The following is a 26,558-nucleotide window of genomic DNA, read 5'->3' as shown; positions in this document are numbered from 1 at the left end:
ACCGCTTCGACGCACCTCCTGCAACAAACAGAAGCGGACATCTGATGTGCTACAAAAACCGGACAACTTGAAAAGCTACCGACAGGGGTCGAACTCAGTCATTCGAATGATTTGGTTTTGAGCCGATGTCAGCAATCTTTCGGTTCAAAGAAAACACGCCGCTCGGGATCTGGCGGGGCTCAGGCCCGCGGCAATCGCCATGGTCGGCGACAACCGTCACGATCTTGAAATGGCGCGGGCCGGCGGCTGCGGTCTGGCGGTCGGCGTGCTGTCCGGCACCGGCACACGTGAATCGCTGTCCCAGATAGCCGACGTCATTCTGGATTCGGTGGCCGACCTGCCTGATTTTCTTTCGGCACGAGTGACAGAGACGGCCTGACGGCCGAGGCCCGGGGGCAAAACGCAAATCACTTGGGCTTTTCCACAATGGCCGAGATGGGTGGAAGCGGACATTGCCGTTGGTATCGCGGATGGTCGGATAGCACTAGCCGTGGTAGAAGCGAGTGCACACGGATCAATGTTGTCTGCCTGATATGCTCCCCAACCTGTCGCGCTTTGTCGATATTGAAATGCTTAGGGATGGCGGCTCGCTCACAGCTACTTTTAATGACGATGACCATAACCACATACTTCTTTTGCAGATTGTCCACGAGGCGGATCAAAATAGCCAAGCATCCTATGCTCGCTACCATGATCCAGTATTGATCAACTGCAACATCAAACTGCGACCGCGCGCTTCTGCGGGGATGATCTACAGCGAACTGAGTGACCCTCAAACTCCAATCACATGGGAGGAAGCGGGCGTACTGATTGGTATGGCGAGCCTGCCGGGCAATTCTCCGTCTTGGCGGTTGCAATGGCTTGCAATGATGAAGGAAGCGGTTGCCAATAAAGGTTCGGCTAAGCGCACTTCAGGTGAGCAACGCTAGCTACTGCTTGGTACGCAACGGGTCGAAGTCGGCCGTTCATAGCGATTTGATTTTGATCCTGGCGCTAGCGATCGTCCTGCTCGAAGGAAAAGACGCCGCTCGGCCTGGTCACACCCTTCGCGTCGCCGAAATCCGGCACTTGGTATTCGGCGAGCAGCCGAAGCCGGGACAGCGGCAGGTCCGTGCGGCGGGGGTCGCCGACCAGCACCTTGATGCCGGCTACTAGGCAGCGGTCGAGGAATGGGATAACCCGTAGAGCAACCTCGCGACCGTAGAACACGTCGCCGGCAACCACGACGTCGACCCGTGGTGGCGGACCGGTGGTGATATCCTTGTCGACGATATTGATCGTGACACTATTGGCCGCGGCGTTGAGGCCGATCGCGGCAACGGCGTTGTGATCGATCTCGGCCGCGATCACCGCGCTTGCGCCGGCCTTCTCGGCGGCGATACCTACAAGGCCGGAGCCGGCGCCGAGGTCGAGTACGCGACGGCCGGCCACGGTCTCCGGCCGGTCGAATATGTAGCGGGCGAGCACCGCGCCGCCGGCCCAGACATAGGCCCAGTACGGTGGCTCCGGTTCAGGTCCGTCTTCTTCGGTCGCATGTTGGTTCCATTCGAGAAGCCGCCTGAGCCCGCTTCCCGGATGGGCGGTGTAAAGCCGAATTTCGGGAAGCGCGGGCACGGGGGCGATCCGCATGTTCGCCCGGATGAACTCTGCCGGGTCCGGGCGCGAACCTATACTCACGGCGTTGGCGCCGGCGATGCAATCGCTCAAGCTGCGCCTAGCCCCGCAACGCCCGTCGCAGGATCTTGCCGACCGGTGTCTTCGGCAGCTCGGTGCGGAACTCAATATACCTGGGACGCTTGTAGCCGGTCAGGTTCTCGCGGCAATAAGCCGTCAGCATGTCGGCGGTCAGTGCCGGGTCCTTCTTGACGACGAACAGCTTCGGCACTTCACCCGAATGCTCGTCCGGCACGCCGATCGCCGCCACTTCGAGTACGCCTGGATGCTGCGCCACCACTTCCTCGAGTTCGTTCGGATAGACGTTGAAGCCGGAAACCAGGATCATGTCCTTCTTGCGGTCGACGATCTTGGTGTAGCCAAGCTCGTCCATGAAGCCCATGTCGCCCGATTTGAAGAAGCCGTCCTCGGTCATCACCTTGGCGGTCTCGTCCGGCCGGTTCCAGTAGCCGGCCATCACCTGCGGTCCGCGGATGCAGATTTCGCCGACTTCGCCGAGCGGCAAATTGTTGCCGTCGTCGTCGCGGATGGCGATCTCGGTCGAGGGCAGCGGCAGGCCGATCGTGCCGGTGTAAACGCCGTCGCTGAATTTGTTGATGGTTGTCCCCGGCGAGGTCTCGGTGAGCCCGTAGGCCTCGCTGATCGGGCAGCCGGTCAGCGCCTTCCATCGTTCGGCGATGGCCCTCTGCACCGGCATGCCGCCACCCAGCGTCAGGATCAGCGGCTTGAAATCGAGCTTGCGAAAATCCTCATTATTGAGCAGCGCATTGAACAGCGTGTTGAGGCCCGGAAAGATGTGAATCGGGTATTTCTGCAGCTCCTTGACGAAGCCGGGAATGTCGCGCGGATTGGGGATGAGGACATTCTGCGCGCCTTGCTGCATGCCTACCAGCACGTTCGCCGTCAGCGCAAAAATGTGATAGAGCGGCAGCGCGCAGAGGAAGTTCAGATGCGCCGGCTTCGGCTTGACGGTAAAAGCGTCTTCGGCCCACAGTGCGTTCTGCGCGACGTTCGCCAAAATGTTGCTGTGCAAAAGCATCGCGCCCTTGGAGATGCCGGTCGTGCCGCCCGTGTATTGCAGGAAGGCGATGTCGTCGGCCGCGACCTTTGCGGGCCTGAAGGCCATGCCGGTGCCGGCCTTCAGCGCGGCGTTGAACTTGACATGGCCGGGCAGCGACCATGCCGGCACCATCTTCTTGATGCGGCGTACAACGAAGTTGACGATCGTTCCCTTGAGCCCGCCGAGCATGTCGCCCATCGAGGCGACCACTACATGCTTGACCGCGGTCCTGGCGATCACCGCCTGCAAGGTGCAGGCAAAATTTTCGAGGATGACAATGGCTTGAGCGCCGGAATCCTTGAGCTGGTGCTCCAGCTCGCGCGGCGTGTAGAGCGGATTGATGTTGACCACGACATAGCCGGCGCGAAGCACTGCCATAATCGCCACCGGATATTGCAGCACATTCGGCATCATCAGCGCGACGCGCGCGCCCTTCTGCAGCCCCGTTGATTGCAGATAGGCGCCGAAGGCGGCCGACTGTCGCTCGAGGTCGGCATAGGTGATCGATTTGCCCATGCAGACGAAGGCCGGCCGATTCGCAAACTGCTTGCACACGGCAACGAGAAAGTCGCCGATCGAGCTGGAGGGCAGGTCGCCAATCTCGGCCGGCACGATTTTTGGGTAACTCTGGAGCCACGGTTTTTCAGGCAGGCCAGCGGCCAGTGCGGTGATCGCCTTCGGTAATCTATTGGCCGGACCTGCCGGCGGTCGTGGCGCTGTCGGCACTGCCTTCGCCGCCGGCTTGGCGGCAGATTTTGCAGCAGGCGCAGTCTTGCCGGTTGCCGGTTTAGCAGCCGTTCCAGCCGTGGTCTTCGCCGCCGGCTTCGCGCTTGCCTTCGCGGTAGCCGTCGGCTTGGCGGCGGCCGCTTTTGACTTGACCGCTTTCGATGTTGCCTCGGCCTTTGCTTTCGCCGCGTTGGTTGTCTTTGCCGGTTTTGCCACCTGTCGCTCCCTCAATCGTTCTTATTGTTTCGGCATGCTTGCGCGCCACCACCGCCCTGATCAACAAAGATATCCCACGCTTGCCGCAATGTCCGGAACCTGGGAAAATCCGGCACGCTGCCCATCTATCTATGTATTGCCACAAGCGGCCGTGCAAGCCTCGCTACCTGGAGTGCGGTAAGACTTGCCGTCAAACCTCTTGGCCGGGACCGGTTTTCGGACGCGCATCGCTTGAACCGGACGGCTCGATTCCCCGATTGGCGGCATTACCGATCAACAAAAAATTGAAGTCGCTAATAATGTCGTGATCTGCGGATTCGGCTGGTTTTTTCCACAATTCGCCGCATGCCGGAATTTTTTTCTGCTTCCCGTGGGTTAGGCAAACAAGCAGTTCCAAAGCTAGAAAAACGGTGCTTATATGCGGCCTTCGCGAGCCTGACAGAGGGGCTTGGAAGAACATCAGGGAGTGCTCAATGAAAAAGAAACTGACTTTTGCAGCCGCGTTGCTGGCTGCAAGCGTCCTCGGCGGCGTGGCCAATGCAAAACAACTGGTCTATTGCTCGGAGGCATCGCCGGCCGGCTTCGACCCGTCGCCATGGAGCGGCGGCAACGACTTCGATGCCTCGTCGCGCACCATCTATTCGCGCCTGGTCGAGTTCGAGCATGGCAAGACCACCATCTCGCCCGGCCTGGCCGAGAGCTGGACGGTTTCCGATGACGGTCTCGAATACACCTTCAAGCTTCGCCCGGGTGTGAAATTCCAGACGACCGATTATTTCACGCCGACGCGCGACCTCAACGCCGACGACGTGATCTTTTCCTTCGAACGCCAGTGGAAGAAAGAAAGCCCGTGGTACAGCTATCTGGAAGGCACCGGCTGGGAATATTTCACCGGCATGGGCTTCCCCGATCTCCTGAAGGAAATCGTCAAGGTCGACGACCTGACGGTGAAATTCGTGCTGAACAAGCCTGAAGTCGCCTTCCTGCCGGACCTCGGCATGGATTTCGCCTCGATCGTTTCCAAGGAATATGCCGACCAGCTCGACAAGGCCGGCACCAGGCAGCAGTTCACCCAGAAGCCGGTCGGCACTGGTCCGTTCCAGTTCGTCGACTATCAGGTCGATGCGGTCGTGCGCTATGCAGCATGGGACGGCTACTATGGCGGCCGCCAGAAGATCGATGATCTGATCTTCGCCATCACGCCCGACCCCGCCGTGCGCGCGCAGAAGCTGAAGGCGGGCGAATGCGATATCATGTCATACCCGGCGCCGGCCGACATTGCCGGACTGCAGGCCGACGCGAACCTCAAGGTCGACGAGCAGGAAGGCCTGAACATCGGCTACATGGCTTACAACACGACGCAGCCGCCCTTCGACAAGGTCGAGGTCCGCAAGGCCCTCAACATGGCGGTAAACAAGAAGGCGATCATCGACGCGGTCTATCAGGGCGCCGGTGCGCCGGCCATCAACCCGATCCCGCCGACCATGTGGTCCTATAACAAGGACATCAAGGACGATCCCTATGATCCGGAGGCGGCCAAGAAGATGCTGGCCGATGCAGGCGTCAAGGATCTGTCGATGAAGATCTGGGCTATGCCGGTCAGCCGCCCCTACAACCCGAACGCCCAGCGCGTCGCCGAGTTGATCCAGGCCGATTATGCCGCCGTCGGGGTCAAGGCGGAGATCGTCAGTTACGAATGGACCGAGTATCGCCAGCGCGGCAAGGCTAAGGATCGCGACGGCGCCTTCCAACTGGGCTGGACCGGTGACAATGGCGATCCGGACAACTTCTTTTTCCTGCTCGGTTGCGATGCCATCGGCCAGTCCAATTATGCGATCTGGTGCAACCAGGAATTCGAAGCCCTGCTGAAAAAAGGCAAGGCAACGACGGACGTCGCCGAGCGCACCAAGATCTACGAGGAAGCTCAGGTGGTGTTCAAGCGTGAGGCTCCGTGGCTGACCATCGCCCACTCCAAGGTCTTCATGCCGATGAACAAGAAGGTGTCGGGCTTCGTTATGGACCCGCTCGGCATTCATCGGTTTGACGGCGTCGACGTCACCGAATAAGTCCTGAGAAATTGAACGGCGGCGCTGGACTTCCCGCGCCGCCGTTCTATGAAGCAAGATGCTCCGTTATCTCCTCCACAAGCTCGCTTTGATCATCCCGACCGTGTTCGGCATATCGCTGGCGGCGTTTGCTTTCGTCCGGCTTCTGCCCGGCGATCCTATCCTGGCCCTGGCGGGCGAGCGCGGCGTCAGCCCCGAGCGCTACGCCCAGCTCATCGAGCAGTTTGGCTACAACCGGCCCTATGTCATCCAATACCTGGAATATATCGGCAGGGTCCTGACCGGCGATTTCGGCATATCTATTGCCACCAAGCGGCCAGTGCTCGGCGAATTCCAGGCGCTGTTTCCAGCCACGCTGGAACTGGCGACAGTGGCGTTGATCATCGCCGTCCTGCTCGGCATTCCTGCCGGTATCTTCGCCGCGGTCAAGCGTGGCTCGTGGTTCGACCAGGCGACGATGGGTGTCGCGCTGACCGGCTATTCGATGCCGATCTTCTGGTGGGGGTTGCTGCTCATTATCTTCTTCTCCGGCTATCTCGGCTGGACGCCGGTTTCCGGCCGTATCGGCCTGCAGTATTTCTTCAGGCCGACGACCGGGTTCATGCTCATCGACAGCCTGATCTCCGGCAGGAGCGGCGCTTTCAAATCCGCCGTCAGCCATTTGATCCTGCCGTCGATCGTGCTGGCGACGATCCCGCTCGCCGTCATAGCGCGCCAGACGCGCTCGGCGATGCTCGAGGTGCTGGGCGAGGACTATGTCCGCACCGCGCGCGCCAAGGGCCTGGCGCCGCGCCGCGTCATCGGTCTGCACGCTTTTCGCAACGCGCTGATCCCGGTAGTCACCACCATTGGACTGCAGGTCGGCACCTTGATGGCGGGCGCCATTCTGACCGAGACCATTTTTTCCTGGCCGGGCATCGGCAAATGGATGATCGATGCCATCGGCAAGCGCGACTATGTCGTCGTCCAGAGCGGATTGCTGATCATCGCGCTGATCGTCATGGCGGTGAACCTGATCGTCGACGTGCTCTACGCCGTCATCAATCCGCGCATCCGGGTGCAGTGAGATGACCGACGAATCCGCCGCCGAAGCTACCGCCGCCTCCATCCCGACAGGCGGCAGGCAACGGGCTTTCGCCGAGTTCTGGCACTACTTCTCGATGAACACCGGCGCGGTCATCGGCCTTGTCGTGTTTTCGGCGCTGGTGCTGGTGGCGATCTTTGCGCCGTTCGTCGCCCCACATTCGCCCGACGAGCAGTTTCGCGATGCGCTGCTGGCACCCCCTGCCTGGCAGGAAGGCGGCAAATCGATGTTCCTGCTCGGCACCGACGCGGTCGGCCGCGACATGCTTTCACGGTTGATCTTCGGGGCGCGTTTCTCGCTGTTCATCGGTCTGGTGGTCGTTGTCTTCTCGCTCACCAGCGGCATCGTGCTTGGCGTGCTCGCCGGCTATTTCCGCGGCTGGGTCGACACGCTGATCATGCGCATCATGGATATCATCCTGGCCTTCCCGTCGCTGCTTCTGGCGCTGGTGCTGGTGGCGATCCTTGGCCCCGGCCTTTTCAATGCCATGCTGGCGATCGCGCTGGTGCTGCAGCCGCATTTTGCGCGCCTCACCCGCGCCGCCGTGATGGCCGAAAAGAACCGCGAATATGTCATCTCCGCCAAGGTGGCTGGTGCCGGTCATCTTCGCTTGATGGTGAGGACGATCCTGCCGAACTGCCTGGCACCGCTGATCGTGCAGGCGACGTTGTCCTTCTCCAACGCTATTCTCGAGGCTGCGGCGCTCGGCTTCCTCGGTGTCGGTGCGCAGCCGCCGACGCCGGAATGGGGCACGATGCTCGCCTCGGCGCGCGAGTTCATCCTGCGCGCGCCTTGGGTGGTGACCTTCCCCGGCCTTGCTATCCTGATCACTGTGCTTGCCATCAATCTGATCGGCGATGGCTTGCGCGATGCCTTCGATCCCAAGCTGAAGAGGTCATAATCCAATGCCTCTTCTCGAGATTAAGAACCTGACCGTTTCCTTCGACACCGCCGCTGGACCATTCATGGCGGTACAAGGCATCGACCTGTCGGTCGAACCGCGCGAGGTGCTGGCGATCGTCGGCGAATCCGGTTCGGGCAAGTCGGTGGCGATGCTGGCGGTGATGGGGCTTTTGCCCAACACCGCGACGGTGAGGGCCGACCGCATGGCCTTCGGCGGCATCGACCTGCTCAAGCTCGGCCCATCCGAGCGGCGCAAGATCGTCGGCAAGGACATTTCGATGATCTTCCAGGAGCCGGTCGCCAGTCTCAACCCGTGCTTCACCGTCGGCTTCCAGATCGAGGAGGTGCTGCGCTTCCATATGGGCATGGACCGCGCCCAGCGCCGGGCGCGTGCCATCGAATTGATGAAGTTGGTCGGCATCGCCGACCCCGAGGAACGGCTGGGCTCCTTCCCGCACCAGATGTCGGGTGGTCAGTGTCAGCGCGTCATGATCGCCATCGCCATCGCCTGCAATCCCAAGCTTTTGATCGCCGACGAGCCAACCACGGCGCTCGACGTCACCATCCAGAAGCAGATCCTCGATCTACTGGTCGGCCTGCAGGCCAAATATGGCATGGGCCTGATCATGATCACCCACAATATGGGGGTGGTTGCCGAGACCGCCGACCGTGTCATCGTCCAGTACAAGGGCCGCAAGATGGAAGAGGCCGACGTGCTGTCGCTGTTCGAGTCCCCCAAGAGCAACTACACGCGCGCGCTCCTGTCGGCGCTGCCCGAAAACGCCGTCGGCGACCGGTTGCCTACTGTTTCCGACATGCTGTTTGAGCCGGCCCCATCTGTAGTCGCAGCCCGGTCCGCAGGAGGAACCGCCTCATGAGCGTGACGGTAGTCGAAGGCAAGAACATCGTGCGCGACTATCATGTCGGTGGCGGGCTTTTCCGCCCCTCCCGTACGGTTCATGCGGTCAAGGGTGTTTCGTTCAGCGTCGACAAGGGCAAGACGCTGGCCATCGTCGGCGAGAGCGGCTGCGGCAAGTCAACACTCGCCCGCATCATCACCCTGATCGACCCGGCGACCTCCGGCGAGCTTTTCATCGACGGCAAGAAGGTAGACATCGGCAGGAACGGCCTGTCGAAGGAAATGCGCCGCAAGGTCCAGATCGTCTTCCAGAACCCTTATGGTTCGCTCAATCCACGCCAGAAGATCGGCGACGTGCTTGGCGAGCCGCTGCTCATCAATACCGACAGCACGGCCGACGAGCGGCGCGATCTTGCCATGAAGATGCTAAAGAAGGTCGGTCTCGGCCCCGAGCACTTTAATCGCTACCCGCATATGTTTTCGGGCGGCCAGCGCCAGCGGATCGCCATCGCCCGCGCGCTGATGCTCAACCCCAGCCTTCTGGTGCTGGACGAGCCGGTCTCGGCACTTGATCTTTCGGTGCAGGCGCAGGTGCTGAACCTGCTCGCCGACCTGCAGGACGAGTTTCAGCTAACCTATGTTTTCATCAGCCACGACCTGTCGGTGGTGCGCTACATCGCCGACGACGTGATGGTAATGTACTTCGGCGAAGCGGTCGAATACGGCTCGCGCGACGAGGTCTTCGCCGACCCCAAGCACAGCTACACCAGGACGCTGTTCGCGGCGACGCCGCGTGCCGACGTTGCCAGCATCAAGGCACGGTTGGCCAAGAAGAAGGCCGCCTGATCCGGCGAGGTTTGCCGGCCGGCTACCGCTTCTCGATCCCCGGAATGCCGGAGATCTGCTCGGCGAGAAAGTCGACCAGCAGCCGCACCCGGGCAATGCCCGCACGCTCCGGAACGATCAGCATGCTCAGCGGGACGGGAGGCGGAAAATAGCCCGGCAGGACCACTTCCAGCCGGTCGGCCGCCAGAAGATCGTCGACAAGCCAGTGGTGGGCGGGTGCGATGCCGCGTCCGGCGACAAGGGCTTCGCGCGCAGCAAGCCCATGGTCGACCAGAAATCTGCCGCCAAAGGGCACCGCAAAGGTCTCGCCGCCCGGCCCCTGCAAGGTGAGCGTGTCGCTTCCCGCGATGTTCGACATCCGGATGCCTTCATGGCCAGGCAGATCCTGCGGGACAGCCGGTCTGCCCCGCGCCGCCAGATAGGCCGGCGCCGCCACCAGCAGACGCCGGGATTGCCCGAGCGCCCGCAGTTTCATTGAGCTGTCGGTGAGCGGGCCGAGGCGAAGCGCGATGTCGACGCCCTCCCGCACAAGGTTGATGCGCTCGTCGGTAAGGCTGAGATCGATGCCGATGTAGGGATAGCGGTCCTGAAAGGCGAAGATCAGCCGGCTGACATGCAAGACCCCGAGCGCCGCCGTGCAGGATATCCGGATCGTGCCGGCCGACGCGCCGCGCGTGCCCCGCGCCTCATCGCCGGCCTGCTCGACGAGGCGCAGGATCTGGACGCTGTCGGCATAGTAACGGCTGCCTTCATCGGTCATCGTGACGCGCCGGGTGGTCCTGCTGAGCAAGGGCACTCCGACGGCCTCCTCGAGTTCTCGCAAATGCCGTGTGACCGTCGACTGCCCAACTCCGAGCTCGCGCGCCACCGCCGAGAGGCTGCCGCGCTCGGCGACGCGAACGAAGGTGCGCATGCGCTCAAGGGTGACGTCCGATCTATCCATTATTCGGCATTATCTTATACATTTCCTACATATAGTGGATCAGCCCACGGCTGGCTACCTTTGGTGTCTATCGTCCTTCTTCGGAGTAGACCCATGAAAGTCCTGCTTGTTTTTGCTCATCCTGAACCGCGTTCGCTCAACGGCGCACTGCGTGACGTCGCCATCGGGGAACTTGAGGCCCAAGGCCATGAGGTGCGGGTGTCTGACCTCTACGCCGATGGCTGGAAAGCCGAGGTAGACCGTGCCGACTTTCCGTCGTGGCCGCCTGAAGCACGCTTCCTGCCGGCCGGCGCCTCCAAAAAAGCTTTTGCGAGCGGCACTCTGACCGAAGACGTCAAAGTGGAGATCGACAAGCTGCTATGGGCCGATACCCTGATCCTCCAGTTCCCGCTGTGGTGGTACGCCATGCCGGCGATCCTCAAGGGCTGGGTCGATCGCGTGTACGCCTACGGCTTCGCCTATGGCGTTGGCGAGCACAGCGACAAGCGGTGGGGTGACCGCTTTGGTGAGGGAACGCTCGCCGGCAAGCGCGCAATGCTGATCGTGACCACCGGCGGCTGGGAGGAGCATTATTCCGCCCGCGGCGTCAACGGCCCGATCGACGACCTGCTGTTCCCGATCAATCACGGGATTCTATACTATCCGGGCTACGACGTGCTTCCGCCGTTCGTGGTTTACAGGGTGGACCGTTTCGGGGAGGCGGATTTCGAGCCTGTCGCGGAGCGACTGCGCGAAAGGATGCGAACGCTCGAGACAATGCGGCCCATTCGTTATCGGCAGCAGAATGGCGGCGATTACTTGATCCCAAGCATGCAATTGCGCCCCGGCTTGGAGAACCCGGGTGCGACCGCCTTTGCGCTTCACGAGGATCGCGCCGGCGCCGCCGCCCAGTCCGATCAGGACAGCCGGGCGATGATGGTGCGCAGCGCCTCGCCGAAGCGCCGGACTTCCTCGATCGTATTGTAATGCACCAGCGAGGCGCGCACGGCGCCGCTGTCCATGCTGAGGTTGAGCCGCTTCATCAGACGCGGCGCATACATGTGGCCGTCGCGAATGCCGATCTGCATCTCGGCCATTTCCTCGACGATCCTCTGCGGCGACAGCGTGCCGACATTGAAGCAGAAGGTCGGCACGCGCTCGCTGAGGCGTGCCTCTTCGGCCACGCCGTAGATCGTCGCGCCGCAATCTTTGAGCACCGCCAGCATTTCGCGCGCCAGCACCTGTTCGTAGTCGCGGATGGCATTCATGCCGGCGACGATGTTGTCGCGGCGCGACCGGTTATTCTCTGACAAGAAATAGCGGCCGATCGATTCGAGGTAGCGCACCGCGGCATCCATGCCGGAGACGTTCTCGTAAATGAAGGTACCGGCCTCGATCTTGTAGGGCGGCTCGTCGGGGATGAAATCTTCGCGGAAGGTCGGCAGGCGCTTCAGAGTTTCGAAGCGGCCCCACAGGAAGCCCATATGCGGCGAGAAATTCTTGTAGCCGGAGCAGACCAGATAGTCGGAATCCCAGGCCTGCACATCGATCAACCCGTGCGGCCCAAAATGCACGCAGTCGAGGAACACTTCGGCGCCTGCCGCATGCGCAATCCCAGCCACGGAGGCAACGTCGACAATCGAGCCGATCGAATGCGCCGTTACCGTGCAGGCGACGAGCCGGGTGCGCTCTGAGACCAACGGGCGCAAATCGTCGACATGCAGATTGCCGTCCTCGCGCATCCGCCACCATTTGAACTTGGCGCCGGCGGGCGCCAGCGCCAGCCACGTCGCGATATTGGCGTCGTGATCCATGTCGGTGATGACGATCTCGTCACGCTCCCCGTTTGGGCGCTCGGAAAGCATCTGGCCGATGCCGAGGCTGACCAGGCGGATGAACGAAGTGGCGTTCATGCCGAAACAGATCTCCGCCGGGTTGGTGGCGTTGATCAGCAAGGCCACGCTTTCGCGAGCGCCGGCGACGGCTTGGTCGACGGTGACGCTGCGGCCATAGCGGCCGCCGCGCTGCACATTATGCGCGACCAAATGGTTGGTGACTGCATCGAGCACGCTTTGCGGGATCTGCGCGCCGGCGGCATTGTCCATGAAGACGAAGTCCCCGGCTTGCTGCAAGGCGGGAAACATGGCGCGGATCGTCTCGACCGGGAAAGCTGCGGCATCGCCGGTTTTCGAAATCTGATGCTGGTTCAAGGTCGTCTCCTGCGAAGTGCGCTGACAGATTCAGCGGGTCTTTTCGGTTTGAAAGCGGCGTTCAAGGAGGCTGACGAGACGGACCATCGGCCAGAGAAAGATGAGATAGACCAGCGCCGCGCCGATCAGCGGTGAAGGATTGGCATAGAGCGATTGCGCGTTGGTCGCTTCCTTCAGCAGTTCGGGCAGCGCCACGGTGGAAGCGAGCGAAGTATCCTTGAACATCGAAACGCAATTGCTGGTCATTGGCGGAATGACGACGCGGATCGCCTGCGGCAGCACTACCTTGCGCAAGGTCAGCAAGAACGGCAGGCCGAGCGCCTGCGCCGCCTCGAACTGGCCGCGCGGAATGCTCTCTATACCGGAGCGGAACACCTCGGCCGAATAGGCCGCCATGATGATGGCGAAGGCCATCACCGCGGACGTCCACGATGACAGGCGAATGCCGAGGAACGGCAGCGCATAGTAGATCAGGATCAGCACGACCAGCACCGGCATCGCCCGGAAAATGTCAATGTAGCCGACAGCCAGCAGCCGAAGCGGCTTTGGCGCATAGAGTCGCACCAGGCTGATCGCGAGGCCGACGGGAATACCGATGCCGATGCTCATGATTCCGAGCAGCAGGGTGTTCAGGAAACCGCGCAGCAGCGCCGGCAGGCTGGAGACCATGACGTCGGCGTTGAAGAAGGTGTCCAGCAGCGACATCGCAGCATTTCCGAAACGTTTGGCGTCCCGCGACGCTCGAGCCCGAGCCCGAAATCCGAAATCGTGCCGGCATCGAAAGCCGGCACGACATTTAAGCGCGAACTGCCGCTCAGGCCTTCGGCATAGGCATTTCCTTGACGGTCGAGGAATCGGCAGGTGCGTCGCTGCCGAACCACTTCTTGTGGATCGCGGCCAGCGTGCCGTCCTTCTTCATCGCGGTCAGCGCGTCGTTCAGCTTGCCGAGCAGCGGGTGGTCTTTGGTCATCATCAGACCGTACTGCTCGCCGGTCTTGATGCGCTCTTTTACGGCGAGATCCTTCATCCTGGTGAAAGAATATTCCAGGCCCGGAATATCGCTGACCGCCGCATCGACGCGGCCGGAGCTGAGATCGAGCAGCAAATTCTGCTGCGTGTCGTAGCCCTTGACGTCACTGAACCCGTCCGCTTCCTGGTGGGCCGTGACCCAGGCTTCGCCGGTCGAGCCGGACAGCACGCCGACGATCTTGCCCTTGAGGTCGGCCTCGGCCTTGATCGGGCTGTCGGCCTTCGCGGCGATGCCCATGTCGGAATCATAGTAGGGCTGCGTGAACGACTGAGACTTCAGCCGCTCCGGCGTGATGGTGATCGACGAGATGGCGACGTCGATGCGCTTCGAGGTGGTGGCGGCGAACAGCGCCTGGAAACCGAGATCGGCGATGTCGGTGGTCATGCCGATACGCTTTGCCGCCTCATTGATGATGTCGACTTCGAAACCCTCGAACGTGCCGCTCTCGTTCTTGTATTCAAAAGGCGGATTGGTCGGATAGGCGCCGACATTCAGCGTGCCTTCGGCGTAGGCCGGGCCGCCGGCGATGCCGATGGCAGCAGCAAGAAGCAGCAGGTTGCGACGGGTGAAGTTCATTTTCGTTCCCTCTGGTTGTGATCGGACGGGTTTGGCCCCGCACGGTTTTGATGCGCCAAGTGACGGGACTGCCGGAAAGCCCTCCCGGCACGGCAGTCGCAAGACATTGGATGCTATCCAAAGTACCGCGCTTTTCAAGGCGAAAGTTTTAAGCTTAAAAAATTGCCACGTGTTGCCGTCACTCCGGAATAACCGCCGTGGCCTGGATCTCAACCTTGGCGCGATCCTCGACCAGCGCCATCACCTGCATGGCGGCCATCGCCGGAAAATGCCGGCCGATCACCTCGCGATAGACCTCTCCGATCCCCTTGAGATTGGCCAAATATTCCGCCTTGTCGGTAAAGTACCAGGTCATCGAGGTGATATGTTCCGGCTTGGCGTCGGCCTCGGCGAGCACAGCAACAATATTGGCCAGCGTCTGCCGCACCTGGCCGACAAGATCATCGGTCTCGAAGCGGCCCTGTCCGTTCCAGCCGACCTGCCCGCCGACGAAGACAAGCTGCCCACGCGCGGCGACGCCATTGGCGTAGCCGACGGGTTTCGCCCAGCCTTCCGGCTGCAGGATGGTGTGCATGTCAAACCTCCCAATGCTCAAATCCGGTCGTTCAAAACTCGAAGACAATAATTTTCACGCAAACTCCTGTCTCAGGCCGCTCCCATCACTTGCCGTGCAATCACCACCTTCTGCACGTCGGACGCTCCCTCGTAGATGCGCAGCGCCCGGATCTCGCGATACAGGCTTTCGACGATATGGCCCTTGCGGACGCCATCGCCGCCATGCAGCTGCACAGCCTTGTCGATCACCTCCTGCGCTTTGTCGGTAGCGAACAGCTTGGCCATGGCGGCTTCGCGGGTAACCCGACCCGCGCCCATGTCCTTGGTCCAGGCGGCACGATAGACCAGCAACGCGGCGGCATCGACATCCAGCGCCATGTCGGCGATGTGGCCCTGCACCATCTGCAGCTCGGCCATCGGCGCACCGAACAGCCTGCGCTCGGCCACTCTTGTGATGCTTTCGTCCAGCGCGCGCCGGGCAAAGCCGAGCGCCGCTGCGCCGACGGTCGAACGGAACACGTCGAGCACGGACATGGCGATGCGAAAACCGTCACCGGGTTTGCCGATCAGCGCCGAGGCTGGAATGCGTGCATTGTCGAAGGACAGCCGGGCGAGCGGGTGCGGCGCGATCACCTCCAGCCGCTCGGCAACGATCAGCCCCTCGGTTTCGGAAGGCACGACAAAGGCGGAAAGCCCCTTGGCGCCGGGCGCTTCGCCGGTGCGGGCAAAGACAGCATAAAAGTCAGCGATACCGCCGTTGGAGATCCAGGTCTTTTCGCCGGACAAGAGATAGCTGTCGCGGTCACGCGTGGCCGTCATTTCCATATTGGCGACGTCCGAGCCCGAGCGCGGCTCCGACAGCGCGAAAGCCGAAATCGCCTTACCGGCCCGTGTCTTAGTCAGCCAATGCTGCTGCTCGGGCGAGCCGAACAGGCTGAGTGCGCCTGTGCCGAGCCCTTGCATCGCGAAGGCGAAATCGGCCAGCCCGTCATGCCGGGCCAGCGTCTCGCGCGTGAGGCAGAGCGTGCGCACGTCGAGTGCTGCAGGGTTGTCGGTATCGAGCGCCGTCGGCTTTAGCCAGCCGTCCTTACCGAGCTTGGCCACCAGCTCGCGACAGGCGGCGTCGACATCGTCATGCGCAACCGGCAGGTTCTTGGCGCACCATGCCTCCAGCCGCTCCGCCAGCTCGCGGTGATGGTCCTCGAAGAACGGCCAGGTAAGGAAGGAACGGTCAGGCATTGCTGCCTCCACAATTCTCCGGCCCTGGCGCTCCACGGCGCCCCCCTCTGTCCTGCTGGACATCTCCCCCTCTAGGGGGGAGATTGGCGGCTTCGCTGCCACGGCTCTCCCTGCGATGTTGGAGATTGGCGAAAGCGGGCCTGATATCCAATCTCCCCCCTTGAGGGGGAGATGGCCGGCAGGCCAGAGGGGGGTGCTGTCCCGCCAGCGTGGAAGCGATCATCTCAATTTCCCTCGAACACCGGCTTCTCCTTAGCCACGAAAGCCGTGTACGCCCGCTCGAAATCGCGGGTCTGCATGCAGATCGCCTGCGCCTGCGCTTCCGCTTCGATCGCCTGGTCGAGACCCATCGACCATTCCTGGTTCAGCTGCGTCTTGGTCATGCCATGGGCGAAGGTCGGGCCGGAAACGATGCGCGCGGCCATGTCGAGCGCGTCGGCCTCAAGCGTTGCGGTATCGACCAGCCGGTTGTAGAAGCCCCAGCGCTCGCCTTCCTCGGCACTCATCGTGCGGCCGGTATAGAGCAGCTCGGCGGCGCGGCCCTGGCCAATGATGCGCGGCAGGATCGCGCAGGCCCCCATGTCGCAGCCGGCAAGGCCGACGCGGGTGAACAGGAATGCTGTCTTGGCCTGGGGCGTGGCGATGCGGATATCGGAGGCCATGGCGATAATCGCGCCGGCGCCGACCGCCACGCCGTCGACCGCCGCAATAATCGGCTTGCCGCAATTCAGCATCGCCTTGACGAAATCGCCCGTCATGCGGGTGAAGGCGAGCAGCGCCTTCATGTCCATCTTGACCAGTGGGCCGATGATTTCGTGGACATCGCCGCCCGAGCAGAAATTGCCGCCATTGGGCAGGAACACCACAGCATCGATATCATCGGCGTAGACAAGGTCGCGAAATATGTCGCGCAATTCGGCATAGCTGTCGAAGGTCAGCGGGTTCTTGCGCTCCGGCCGATCGAGCCGGATCTTTGCGATCTTGCCTTCGACCTGCCAGAGGAAATGCTTCGGCTTGCGGCCGGCCAGCTTCGTCATTCCCGTCCCTCCCAATTGCTGCGGAAGGAGGTCAGCATGCCGGTCAGCCGGCGCGCCTCATCCTCGCTCACATTGCCCAGCAACTCGCCGACCCATTTCTCATGCGCGGCGGCGATCACGGCGAAAATCTTCGATCCCTCTTCCGTCAGCCGTACCATCGAGGTACGGCGGTCGCCATTGCGTCGGGCCCGCATCACCAACCCTTCCGAGACCAGCCGGTCGATGATGCCGGTGACATTGCCGTTGGACACCAGCAGGAAGCGCGAAAGATCGCTCATCAGCATGCCCTCCGGCGCGCGGTAGAGCGCGGCCATCACGTCGAAGCGTGGCAGCGTTGTGTTGAACTCTTGCCGCAGTCGTTCGCGCAGCTCGGCCTCGATGGTGCGCGAGGCGCGCAGCAGGCGTATCCACAGCCGCAGGCGGTCCTTGCCGGGTCCGGACGGGGCGGGCAGGGGACCGGCTACCATGTCTCACCTCCGGAGATCGAAATCGTCTGCCCGGTAATCGACCGGGCGGCGTCGCCACACAGATAAAGTACCGCGGCCGCAATTTCTTCCGGCTGGATGAAGCGGCCTTGCGGGTTGGTCGCGGCTAGGCTTGTCCGTGCCTGCTCGGACGAGCGGCCGGTCGTTTGGACGATGCGCTGGACGGTGCTCTCCAGCATCTCGGTTTCGACAAACCCTGGGCACACGGCATTCACTGTTATGCCGGACTTGGCGGTCTCGACGGCGAGTGCCCGCATCAGGCCGACGACGCCATGCTTGGCGGCAACGTAAGCTGCGACATAGGGATAGCCTTTCAGTCCGGCGGTGGAAGCGACGAAGATGATACGGCCAGTCTTGCGCACTGCCATGCCGGCCAACGCCGGCTTCACCGTCAGGAACGCACCGGTCAAGTTGACGTCGAGCGTGCGCTGCCAGTCTGCCAGCGAGGTCCGCTGCGCCGGGGCACTGCCGGACATGCCGGCATTGGCAACGACGATGTCGAACGCTCCGCGTGCCGCTTCCGCGGCCTCGTAGAGCGACGCCATCGACGTCTCGTCGGTGACGTCGGCGGCAATGGCGAAGATGGACTTGTTCTCCGCGGCGACCTCGGCAAGCGGCTCCACGCGCCGGCCGCAGATGGTCACGTCAACGCCCGCGCCGGCCAGCGCCAGCGCGATCGCGCGGCCGACGCCGGAGCCGCCGCCGGTGACCAGCGCATGACGCGGCGAAATCGTCGCCGCGGCACTCATACTTTCAACCCCGCTGCCGCTTCGCGTTCGGCCAGCCGGTAGAGCTGGTCGCGGCCGGGCAGATAGGGATCCGGCCATTTGACGCCGCGATCGCCAAGCATGACGGCCGCGTGCAGCGTCCAATACGGATCGGCAAGATGCGGCCTAGCCAGTGCGACGAGATCGGCGCGGCCCGCCATCAGGATCGAGTTGACGTGGTCCGGCTCATAGATATTGCCGACCGCCATCGTCGCCATGCCGACCTCGTTGCGGATGCGATCGGAAAACGGCGTCTGGAACATGCGGCCATAGACCGGTCTTGCCACGGCCGAAGTCTGGCCGGCCGATACGTCGCAGATGTCTACGCCGGCCTCATGCAGCAGCCGCGCGATCTCTACGGCATCGGCCGGCGTCACGCCTTCGATGCCCAGCCAGTCATTGGCGGAGATGCGCATCGAGATCGGCTTCTCGGCCGGCCACGCGGCGCGCACCGCATGAAAGATTTCCAAGGGGTAGCGCATGCGGTTTTCCAGCGAGCCGCCATAGGAGTCGGTGCGCCGGTTGGTCAAGGGCGTGATGAAGGAGGACAGGAGATAGCCGTGCGCGGCGTGGATTTCGAGCATGTCGAAGCCGCAGCGCGCCGCCATCTCGGCCGAAGCGACAAACTGGTCGCGCACCATATCCATGTCGGCGCGGTCCATCGCCTTAGGCACCTGGTTTTCCCGCGACCACGGCACGGAAGACGCTGCCATGACGGGCCAATTGCCTAAGGGCAGCGGCACGTCGGTTCCCTGCCAGCCGAGCCTGGTCGACCCCTTGGCACCGGAATGGCCGATCTGGGCGCAGATCTTGGCCTCGGTTTCGGCATGGACGAACTCGACCAGCCGCTTCCAGGCGACCTCATGCTCGGGCGCATAGAAACCGGGGCAGCCAGGCGTGATGCGGCCCTCCGCGCTGACGCACGTCATCTCGATGTAGAGGAGACCGGCGCCGCCTTTGGCCCGTTCGGCGTAATGGGCGAAATGCCAATCGGTCGGACAGCCGTCGACCGCTTTGTACTGCGCCATCGGCGAGACGACGACGCGGTTCTGCAGCGCCATGCCGCGCAGCCGGAACGGCGCGAACATCGGCGCGCGACGCAGATTGTTGCCCCCGGCGCCGGCCTGGCGCTGGAACCACTCCTCGGCGCCGGCCAGCCATTCGGCATCGCGCAGCCGCAAATTCTCGTGACTGATGCGTTGCGAACGCGTCAGCAGCGAATAGTTGAACTGCACCGGATCGAGGCCGAGATAGCGCTCGACCTCCTCGAACCATTCGAGCGAATTGCGCGCCGCCGACTGCAGCTTCAGCACTTCGGTGCGGCGGGCGTCCTCATATTTGCTAAAGGCGGCCTCGAGGTCTGGCTCGGACTCCAGATAGTCGGCCAGCGCCACCGCGCTTTCCAGCGCCAGCTTGGTGCCGGAACCGATCGAGAAATGCGCGCTCGCCGCCGCGTCGCCCATCAGCCCCAGGTTCTTGTAGGACCAGCGTTCGCACAAGACGCGCGGGAAATTGATCCACGCCGAGCCGCGGATATGATTGGCGTTGGTCATCAGCGCGTGGCCGCCGAGATGACGGGCAAAGATGCGCTCGCAGACGGCAATCGATTCCTGCTGCGACATCGCGCCGAAGCCGAAGCGCTGCCAGGTCTGCTCGCTGCATTCGACGATGAAGGTCGCGGTATCGCTGTCGAACTGGTAGGCATGCGCCCACACCCAGCCATGCTCGGTCTTTTCGAAGATGAAGGTGAAGGCGTCGTCGAATTTCTGGTGGGTGCCGAGCCAGACGAACTTGCATCTACGAATGTCGATATCGGGCTTGAACACGTCGACGAAGGCGCTCCGCGCTTTCGAGTTCAACCCGTCGGCGGCGACAACCAGGTCGTGCGTCTCCATATATGGCTTGGGATCGGCGATGTCGGTTTCGAAGACCAGCTTGACGCCGAGTTCGCGCGCGCGCCGCTGCAGCAACGTGAGCAGCCGCTTGCGGCCAATGCCGCAAAAGCCGTGACCGGTCGAGACCGTGCGCACGCCGTCATGGATGACGGCGATATCGTCCCAATAGGCGAAATGCTTGCGGATCCAGACGGCGCTGACCGGGTCGTTTTTGGTCAGGTTCTCCAGCGTTTCGGCCGACAGCACGACGCCCCAGCCAAACGTGTCATCGGCACGGTTGCGCTCGAACACCGTGACCTCATGCGCGGCATCCCTGAGCTTCAGCGAGATTGCAAAGTAGAGCCCGGCTGGTCCGCCGCCGAGAACCGCAACTTTCATCGTGCGATCTCCTCTTCGCTTCTGTTTGTCGAGTTTACGCCTGAGACGGATTAATTCAAGCTTGAAGTTTCAGGATTGAAACAATCCGCCCCAGAAACCCAGCTTGCCGGCAGTCGGCTTGCGCAGGCAAGGGACGCCCCGGGCTATTTTTCCGGGTTCTTCGGGCTCCACAGCACCGTCTCCGCATCTTTTTCATAGGCCATGCCATTGGGATAGCTGATCGCTTCCAACTGCAAGCCCCAGGGCGCCTGGAAGTAGAGGATGGTCTGGCCGGCGGCCGGGCCTTCGGTAACCGGCAGCGGTCCCATCCGCGTCTTGACGCCCTTGCCGTCAAGATAGGCTTTTGCGGCGGCGATGTCGTCGACATAGAAGGCGATATGGAAGCCGCCTATGTCGCTGTTGCGAGGCGTCAGGTCCTTCTGGTCCGGCGCGGTGTATTTGAACAGCTCGATGTTCGACCCGTGTCCGCAGCGGACCAGGGTGATCTCCTCGATCACCGCCTTGGGATCGACGCCCAGCAGATCCTGCATGAATGTGCCCTTGTCGTCGGCGAACGGGCCGAACGACATCGCCTTCTTGCAGCCAACCACCTCGGTGAAGAAATCGACCGCCTGCTCCATGTCGGGGACGGTGACGCCGGTGTGGTCGTGGCCACGCATGCCGGGAATGGAACTGGCGTAAGCGGTGCCGATGCCTCCCAGCACGGTGGCGATGAGCACTGCGTAGCGGATTGCATTCTTCATGTCAGTCATCCTCCATCGCGGGACATTTTGCCGGCCGCACGCCCGAGGCCCGCTCTTTAGCGTGCGAATAGGATTGTGTTTCATGCCGGCGCCTTTGCGGCGGGAAGTAGCCAGGCATCATCGATCTCGGGCAGCGGAATGGCGGCGAGCAGATCGCGCGTGTAGGGCTGCTGCGGCTGCTCGAACAAAGCGTCGGTCGCGCTGGCTTCGACGATCGCGCCTTCGCGCATGACGATCACGTGCCGGCAGAGCCGCCGGATCACCGACAGGTCATGGCTGATGAAGGCAACGGTCAGGCCCATTTCGGCGGCGAGTTTTTCCAGCAGCGTCAGGATCTGTGCCTGCGTCGACACGTCGAGGCCTGAGACGATTTCGTCGGCCAGCACGAATTTCGGCGACAGCGCCAGCGCGCGGGCAATGCCGACGCGCTGGCGCTGGCCGCCCGACAATTCATGACGATAGCGGCTGGCGAAGCCTTGCGGCAGGCCGACGCGCTGAAGCGCCTCCGCGACACGATCCCTGAGGTTGTCGCCAAGCCCGTTCTGCTTGAGCGGTGCTGCGATGATGCTGAAGATGGTGCGGCGCGGGTTGAGCGACGACATCGGATCCTGGAAGATCATCTGCAGATTGCGGCGCAGCGGCCGGAGCTCGGCCTCAGGCAGATGTGTGATGTCGCGGCCGTCGAAGATGACCTTGCCGGCGCTCGGCTCCAGAAGCCGCACTAAGGCGCGGCCAAGCGTCGATTTGCCGGAGCCGGATTCGCCGACGATGCCGGTCACCGATCCCTTTGGCAGGTCGAAATCCAGCCCTTTCAGGATCTCGGCCAAGGGCGCGCGGCCGATCAGCGGCTTGCGCGTCATGTCGGGCAGCGCGACCTTCAGCCCACGCACGGAAAACAGCGGCTCAGCCATGCGGGCGCCTCCAGGCCTGATCGGCGGCGGCGATCTCCGAAGCAAGCCCGGCCAGCACCGCCTCGTCCACCGGCTTCAGCGAGGCGAAGGGGTCGGTGTAGCGTGGCGTCGCGGCCATCAGAGCTCGCGTGTAGGGGTGCTGCGGAGCGGCGAAGAGAGCGGCCGTTTCGGCCTCCTCGACCACCTTGCCGGCATAGAGCACCGAGACCTTCTGGCTGATCTTGGCGACGACGCCGAGATCATGGGTAATGAACAGGATCGCCGTGCCGTGCTCGCGCTGCAGTTGCGCGATCAGCCGCAGGATCTGCTTCTGCACAGTCACGTCGAGCGCCGTGGTCGGCTCGTCGGCGACGATCAGCCTTGGTTCGGCCGCAAACGCCGCGGCGATCAGCACGCGCTGGCGCATGCCGCCGGACAGCTCGTGCGGATAGCATTTGAGGACACGCTCGGGGTCGCGGATTTGCACCTCGTCCAGCAATTGGCGGATGCGTGCATCGGCCTTCTCGCCGCTCCAGCCGAGGATGCGCACCAGCCGGTCGGTCATCTGCGGGCCGATTCGCCGTGACGGGTTGAGCGCGGTCAGCGGGTCTTGCGGGATCAGCGCCGTGCGCGCGCCGATCAGCGTGCGCCTTGCCTTTGGCTGAAGCTTGCCGAGGTCCTCGCCCTCGAGCAACATATCGCCTTCGACGATGCGCACGCTCGAGGGCAGCACGCCAAGCACCGCCTTGCCGATCATCGTCTTGCCGGCGCCGCTCTCGCCGACCAGCGCGCGCACCTCGCCGGGCTCGACGGCGAGCGACACCGAGCGCAGCACGCGCAAGCCATTAGGCAGCACCGCGCTAAGGCTGCGTATGTCAAGGCAGGGTTTCGCCAGCGCGTTCATCGCAGCACCGGATCGAAACGTGCCCTGAGACCTTCGCCGAACTGGCTGAACGACAGCACCGTCAGGATCAGCGTGACCAGCGGGAACACCAGCACCCACCAGGCCTGATGGATCGACAGGCGGCCCTCGGCGATGATGCCGCCCCAGGTTGGGTCGTCGGTCGAGATCGACAGATTGACGAAGGACAGGATCGCCTCGACGATGACGGCAATGCCCATCTCCAGCGACAGCAGCGCGACGATCGACGGCACCACATTGGGCAGCACTTCGCGCAGCATGATGCCGATGCGGCCGTAGCCGGCGATGCGGGCGTTCTCGACATAGTCCATGCGCGACTGGCCCAACGTCTCGGCGCGGATCACCCGGCAGAAGCGCGTCCAGTCGATGACGGCAATGGCAATGATAACCGAGCTCAAGCCGGTACCGAGCACTGCGACCAGAAGGATGGCAAACAGCACCGGCGGAAACGCCATCCAGACATCGACGATGCGCGAGATGATGCGGTCGGCCCAGCCGCCGAAATAACCAACGATCAGGCCGAGCGTCGAGCCGACCAGGCAGGCCGCGATGGCGGCGGCGAAGGCGACGATGAAGGCGATGCGGGCGCCGAAGATCAGCCGTGACAGGAGATCGCGGCCGAGACTATCGGTGCCGAGCCAGTAGCCGGGCTCGGCTCCATCGAGCCAGAACGGCGGCAGGCGCTCCAGCATCAAATCCTGCGCCAGCGGGTCCTGCGGTGCGACCAGCGGCGCAAAAATTGCGGCCAGCAGCGCAATCAGCAGCCAGCCGCCGGCCAGCCACAGGCGTGCCCGCGAGCCATGTCTCGAAATGCGGGCCTCATCCATGGCGCAGCCTCGGATTGAGCAGGGCGTACATCATGTCGACGGCAAGGTTGATCAGCACAAACAGCAGCGCGAAGACCAGCACGATGCCCTGGATCAGCGGCAGGTCGCGGTTGATGACGGCATCGATCGCCATGTTGCCGAGACCTTCATAGGAAAACAGTCGTTCGACGATGACCGTGCCGCCGATCAGGAAGGTGAACTGCACGCCGACCAGCGTCAGCGTCGGCAGGGCCGCGTTCTTCAGCGCCTCGCGCAGGATGACCTGCGTTTCCGAAAAGCCCTTTACCCGCGCCAGCACGACGTAGTCGAGGTCGAGCACTTCCTTCAGCGACTGTTTCAGCAGCTGCGAGATGATCGCGGCCAGTGGCAGCGCCAGCGCAATCGCCGGCATCAGCATGTGTGCCAGCAGGTCCCTGGTCAGGTCGAAGCGCAGCCGTACGATGCTTTCGAACAGATAGAATTGCGTGGCGAAGGGCAGGTCGAGCTGCGGCGACACCCGGCCAGAAATGTCGAAGATAGGCACCAGCACGCCGAACAGAAGGATCAGCACCAGGCCCCACAGGAAATCGGGAATCGAGAGTGCCGCACCGCTGGCAATGTCGATGCCGGCTTCGACCGCGGTGCCGCGTTCGCGCGCGCCGAGGATCGCCGTCGTGCCGCCGATCGCCAGCGCCATCACAAGCGCGACGATGGCGAGTTCCAGCGTGGCCGGGAGGCGATTGAAGACCAGCCCAAGCACGTCCTGCCGCAGTGAGATCGACGTGCCGAAATCGCCCCTGACGACACCGGCCAGCCAGATGAAGAATTGCTGGACGATGGTCTTGTCCAGCCCGTAAAGCGCGCGCAGCCGAGCGATGTCGGCATCGGTCGCGCCGGGCGGCAGCATCATCGCGATCGGGTCGCCCGGCGCGACACGGATGACGATAAAGACGACGACGGCCACGCCGAACAGCGTGATCGCCATCGTCAGAAGACGGATCAGGAATCTTTGCAGCAGCATGGTCGCCCGTGGCGGAAAATGCGCGCCGTCATTCCGGACGGCGCGCGGCAAGCCGAAGACTGTCTCAGGCCGGGCTCATCAGCGCCGGCAGAAGTGCGCCCGACACATGCTGCACCACATTGACGCCCTTGGCATGCACGATCGGCTGCGCATACTGGATCAGCGGCAGCACATAGGCCTGTTCGGCGATGTATTTGTCGACGGCCTTCCAGCCGGCAATGCGCTTGGCCTCGTCCTTCTCGCCCCATAGTGGATTGATCATGTCGATCAGGTCCTGGCTGTCCCATACCGAATGCGGACTTGGGCCATACATGGCAAAGCCGGTCGACGTGGTGGGATCGCCGATGGCATTGCCCCAATTGTAGAAGGCCGCCGGCGCCAGCTTGTCGGCGGCGCGCAGCTCGTAGTGCTTGGCGATCTCGTAGACCTCGATCGTTGCCTCGATGCCGACCTTGCGCCACATGCCGACGATCGCCTGGATCATCTCGTAGTCCTTGGGCTTGAAGCCCTTGGTCGTCTGTATCGTGAACTTGACCGGCTTTTCCGGCGAATAGCCGGAGGCGGCCAGCAGTTCCTTGGCCTTGTCCGGATTGTGCTCCACCTTGATCGACGCATCGTAGGCCTCGTATTCCGGCGTCTCCAGCGTATCGATGGGCTGGCCGTAACCGCGCAGCAGCCGGTCGACCAAAAGCTTTTTGTCGACCGCCATCACCGCCGCCTGGCGCACGTTCTTGTCCAGCATCACGTCGATGTCGTTGAAGAAGATCATGCCGATGTCGGAGACGTTCTTGCATGAGCCGGCAAGTCCATCCTTGGCGATCAGGCGGTCATATTCCTCATAGGGGATTTCCAGCGTCACCTGCGAGGAACCGGACTCGATCTCGGCGACGCGGCTCGCCGCATCGGTGACGAACTTGATGGTTACGTTTTCGAAGGCCGGCTTGCCGCCCCAGTAGTTCGGGTTGGCCTTGAGCCGCAGGAAGGCGTTGCGCTCGAATTTGTCGACCATATAGGGCCCGGTGCCGATCGGGGCTTTCTCAAAACCCTCGGCGCCGACCTTTTCGTAATAGGCCTTCGGCATGATGTAGCCGGTCAGGAACGACATCCACTTGAAATACACCGGGTCGAATTGCACGACGTCGCCGGTGATCTTGTTGCCGTCGATCTTGAAGTTGTTGACGTTCTTCCAGACGAACTGGATCGGGTTGCCGGTCTTTTCATCGCCCGCCCGCTGCAGCGACCAGACCACGTCTTCGGCCGTGAATGGCGAGCCGTCATGCCAGGTGACGCCCTCGCGCACCGTCATCATGATCTTGCTGCGATCCTCGTTCCAGCCCCATTCGGTGAGCAGGCCGGGCGCGAAAGAGAGATCCGGCGTCTGCGGGATGAACTGGTCGAACACCGACTGGTAGAGACCCTGGATGGTCGGGTTGACCGCCGAAGGCCCGGTGGTCGGGTCCCAGGACGGCAAATTGACATTGTAGGCGATGGTCAGTTCGCCGGCAGCCTTGGCGATTTGCGGCAGGCCGAGCGCCGTGGCGCCAAGTGCGGCCGCGCCATATCCGAGCAATTCTCGTCTGTTGATTGTCATGGTCGTTCCCCTGTTGCTTTTATGCGCGGTGTCGTTGTCAATCGGTGGGTTCAGGCT

27 protein-coding genes and 1 pseudogene are annotated in these 26,558 nt (G+C 62.7%); 8 read left to right on the top strand and 20 right to left on the bottom strand.

All coding sequences use genetic code 11. The features are described 5' to 3' along the window. Positions 1–166: 166 nt before the first annotated feature. Both NKI58_RS26700 and NKI58_RS26695 read left to right on the top strand, forming a co-directional pair. Positions 167–379: pseudogene (locus NKI58_RS26700) on the top strand (HAD family hydrolase); the annotation flags it as partial. A gap of 124 nt (positions 380–503) precedes the next feature. Further along, on the top strand, positions 504–929 hold the full coding sequence (locus NKI58_RS26695; protein WP_352703334.1) for a hypothetical protein: 426 nt from the start codon (positions 504–506) through the stop codon (positions 927–929). Between the two features lie 64 nt (positions 930–993). On the opposite strand, the gene NKI58_RS26690 is transcribed toward NKI58_RS26695, so the two are convergent. The 4 genes from NKI58_RS26690 to NKI58_RS26675 all read right to left on the bottom strand — a co-directional run bounded on the left by NKI58_RS26690 (position 994) and on the right by NKI58_RS26675 (position 4,136). Then, positions 994–1,629: a class I SAM-dependent methyltransferase gene (locus NKI58_RS26690; RefSeq protein ID WP_352703590.1), complete on the bottom strand. Its 636-nt coding sequence runs from the start codon at positions 1,627–1,629 to the stop codon at positions 994–996. 85 nt (positions 1,630–1,714) lie between these two features. After that, positions 1,715–3,460 carry a long-chain fatty acid--CoA ligase gene (locus tag NKI58_RS26685; RefSeq protein ID WP_352577486.1) on the bottom strand — a complete coding sequence of 582 codons (1,746 nt, stop codon included), beginning with the start codon at positions 3,458–3,460 and terminating at the stop codon, positions 1,715–1,717. A 61-nt stretch (positions 3,461–3,521) separates the two neighbouring features. Next, positions 3,522–3,740 (bottom strand): hypothetical protein, encoded by a 219-nt coding sequence (locus tag NKI58_RS26680; protein ID WP_352577487.1) that lies wholly within the window; start codon positions 3,738–3,740, stop codon positions 3,522–3,524. Positions 3,741–3,866: 126 nt separating this feature from the next. Further along, on the bottom strand, positions 3,867–4,136 hold the full coding sequence (locus NKI58_RS26675; protein ID WP_352570256.1) for a hypothetical protein: 270 nt from the start codon (positions 4,134–4,136) through the stop codon (positions 3,867–3,869). 13 nt (positions 4,137–4,149) lie between these two features. Here NKI58_RS26675 and NKI58_RS26670 point away from each other — a divergent pair, with 13 nt between their 5' ends. The 5 genes from NKI58_RS26670 to NKI58_RS26650 are packed head-to-tail and all read left to right on the top strand — an operon-like array spanning position 4,150 to position 9,434. After that, on the top strand, positions 4,150–5,742 hold the full coding sequence (locus NKI58_RS26670) for an ABC transporter substrate-binding protein (protein WP_023676821.1): 1,593 nt from the start codon (positions 4,150–4,152) through the stop codon (positions 5,740–5,742). A 58-nt stretch (positions 5,743–5,800) separates the two neighbouring features. Beyond that, the gene (locus NKI58_RS26665; RefSeq protein WP_023676822.1) at positions 5,801–6,808 is read left to right on the top strand and encodes an ABC transporter permease subunit; all 1,008 of its coding nucleotides are present in this window, start codon (positions 5,801–5,803) and stop codon (positions 6,806–6,808) included. 1 nt (position 6,809) lies between these two features. Beyond that, positions 6,810–7,727 carry an ABC transporter permease subunit gene (locus NKI58_RS26660; protein WP_023676823.1) on the top strand — a complete coding sequence of 306 codons (918 nt, stop codon included), beginning with the start codon at positions 6,810–6,812 and terminating at the stop codon, positions 7,725–7,727. 4 nt (positions 7,728–7,731) lie between these two features. Next, positions 7,732–8,607 (top strand): ABC transporter ATP-binding protein, encoded by an 876-nt coding sequence (locus NKI58_RS26655; RefSeq protein ID WP_352703337.1) that lies wholly within the window; start codon positions 7,732–7,734, stop codon positions 8,605–8,607. Beyond that, positions 8,604–9,434, top strand: a complete 831-nt coding sequence (locus NKI58_RS26650; protein ID WP_023676825.1) for a dipeptide ABC transporter ATP-binding protein — start codon at positions 8,604–8,606, stop codon at positions 9,432–9,434. The genes NKI58_RS26655 and NKI58_RS26650 overlap by 4 nt, the downstream gene beginning before the upstream one ends. A 22-nt stretch (positions 9,435–9,456) precedes the next feature. On the opposite strand, the gene NKI58_RS26645 is transcribed toward NKI58_RS26650, so the two are convergent. Further along, the gene (locus tag NKI58_RS26645) at positions 9,457–10,377 is read right to left on the bottom strand and encodes a LysR family transcriptional regulator (RefSeq protein WP_352455059.1); all 921 of its coding nucleotides are present in this window, start codon (positions 10,375–10,377) and stop codon (positions 9,457–9,459) included. A gap of 93 nt (positions 10,378–10,470) precedes the next feature. Here NKI58_RS26645 and NKI58_RS26640 point away from each other — a divergent pair, with 93 nt between their 5' ends. Then, entirely contained in the window at positions 10,471–11,343 is an 873-nt protein-coding gene (locus tag NKI58_RS26640; RefSeq protein WP_352591258.1) for an NAD(P)H-dependent oxidoreductase, read from the top strand. Here NKI58_RS26640 and NKI58_RS26635 read toward each other — a convergent pair. The 15 genes from NKI58_RS26635 to NKI58_RS26565 all read right to left on the bottom strand — a co-directional run bounded on the left by NKI58_RS26635 (position 11,274) and on the right by NKI58_RS26565 (position 26,501). Beyond that, the gene (locus NKI58_RS26635) at positions 11,274–12,566 is read right to left on the bottom strand and encodes a cysteine desulfurase-like protein (protein WP_352783815.1); all 1,293 of its coding nucleotides are present in this window, start codon (positions 12,564–12,566) and stop codon (positions 11,274–11,276) included. The genes NKI58_RS26640 and NKI58_RS26635 overlap by 70 nt on opposite strands. A gap of 30 nt (positions 12,567–12,596) precedes the next feature. Then, positions 12,597–13,271, bottom strand: a complete 675-nt coding sequence (locus tag NKI58_RS26630; RefSeq protein WP_292656040.1) for an amino acid ABC transporter permease — start codon at positions 13,269–13,271, stop codon at positions 12,597–12,599. Positions 13,272–13,380: 109 nt separating this feature from the next. Beyond that, the gene (locus tag NKI58_RS26625; protein WP_352570264.1) at positions 13,381–14,172 is read right to left on the bottom strand and encodes an ABC transporter substrate-binding protein; all 792 of its coding nucleotides are present in this window, start codon (positions 14,170–14,172) and stop codon (positions 13,381–13,383) included. 178 nt (positions 14,173–14,350) lie between these two features. Further along, positions 14,351–14,746: a RidA family protein gene (locus NKI58_RS26620; protein ID WP_023676831.1), complete on the bottom strand. Its 396-nt coding sequence runs from the start codon at positions 14,744–14,746 to the stop codon at positions 14,351–14,353. A 71-nt stretch (positions 14,747–14,817) separates the two neighbouring features. Beyond that, entirely contained in the window at positions 14,818–15,966 is a 1,149-nt protein-coding gene (locus NKI58_RS26615; RefSeq protein WP_352787724.1) for an acyl-CoA dehydrogenase family protein, read from the bottom strand. Between the two features lie 224 nt (positions 15,967–16,190). Then, positions 16,191–17,003: an enoyl-CoA hydratase family protein gene (locus tag NKI58_RS26610; protein ID WP_352703345.1), complete on the bottom strand. Its 813-nt coding sequence runs from the start codon at positions 17,001–17,003 to the stop codon at positions 16,191–16,193. Continuing rightward, complete coding sequence (locus NKI58_RS26605; RefSeq protein ID WP_023676834.1) at positions 17,000–17,470, bottom strand: MarR family winged helix-turn-helix transcriptional regulator; 471 nt, start codon at positions 17,468–17,470, stop codon at positions 17,000–17,002. Before NKI58_RS26605 ends, NKI58_RS26610 begins: the two co-directional genes overlap by 4 nt. Beyond that, complete coding sequence (locus tag NKI58_RS26600) at positions 17,464–18,237, bottom strand: SDR family NAD(P)-dependent oxidoreductase (protein ID WP_352783810.1); 774 nt, start codon at positions 18,235–18,237, stop codon at positions 17,464–17,466. Before NKI58_RS26600 ends, NKI58_RS26605 begins: the two co-directional genes overlap by 7 nt. After that, positions 18,234–20,528, bottom strand: coding sequence for a bifunctional salicylyl-CoA 5-hydroxylase/oxidoreductase (locus NKI58_RS26595; RefSeq protein WP_352853952.1), 2,295 nt, complete (start codon positions 20,526–20,528; stop codon positions 18,234–18,236). Before NKI58_RS26595 ends, NKI58_RS26600 begins: the two co-directional genes overlap by 4 nt. Before the next feature lie 143 nt (positions 20,529–20,671). Then, complete coding sequence (locus NKI58_RS26590; RefSeq protein ID WP_352703347.1) at positions 20,672–21,271, bottom strand: VOC family protein; 600 nt, start codon at positions 21,269–21,271, stop codon at positions 20,672–20,674. An 80-nt stretch (positions 21,272–21,351) separates the two neighbouring features. Continuing rightward, positions 21,352–22,182, bottom strand: coding sequence for an ATP-binding cassette domain-containing protein (locus NKI58_RS26585; RefSeq protein WP_352703350.1), 831 nt, complete (start codon positions 22,180–22,182; stop codon positions 21,352–21,354). Further along, the gene (locus NKI58_RS26580; protein WP_352703352.1) at positions 22,175–23,065 is read right to left on the bottom strand and encodes an ABC transporter ATP-binding protein; all 891 of its coding nucleotides are present in this window, start codon (positions 23,063–23,065) and stop codon (positions 22,175–22,177) included. The genes NKI58_RS26585 and NKI58_RS26580 overlap by 8 nt, the downstream gene beginning before the upstream one ends. Then, positions 23,062–23,910 (bottom strand): ABC transporter permease, encoded by an 849-nt coding sequence (locus tag NKI58_RS26575; protein ID WP_352703354.1) that lies wholly within the window; start codon positions 23,908–23,910, stop codon positions 23,062–23,064. The genes NKI58_RS26580 and NKI58_RS26575 overlap by 4 nt, the downstream gene beginning before the upstream one ends. Next, complete coding sequence (locus NKI58_RS26570; RefSeq protein WP_023676841.1) at positions 23,903–24,910, bottom strand: ABC transporter permease; 1,008 nt, start codon at positions 24,908–24,910, stop codon at positions 23,903–23,905. The genes NKI58_RS26575 and NKI58_RS26570 overlap by 8 nt, the downstream gene beginning before the upstream one ends. A 64-nt stretch (positions 24,911–24,974) precedes the next feature. Next, positions 24,975–26,501 (bottom strand): ABC transporter substrate-binding protein, encoded by a 1,527-nt coding sequence (locus tag NKI58_RS26565; protein WP_352703356.1) that lies wholly within the window; start codon positions 26,499–26,501, stop codon positions 24,975–24,977. Positions 26,502–26,558: the final 57 nt, after the last annotated feature.

The organism is Mesorhizobium sp. M0522 (assembly GCF_040321085.1).
GTDB lineage: Bacteria > Pseudomonadota > Alphaproteobacteria > Rhizobiales > Rhizobiaceae > Mesorhizobium.
The sequence above is the reverse complement of the archived record's forward strand: the minus strand, read 5'-3'. Positions and strand labels throughout refer to the sequence as shown.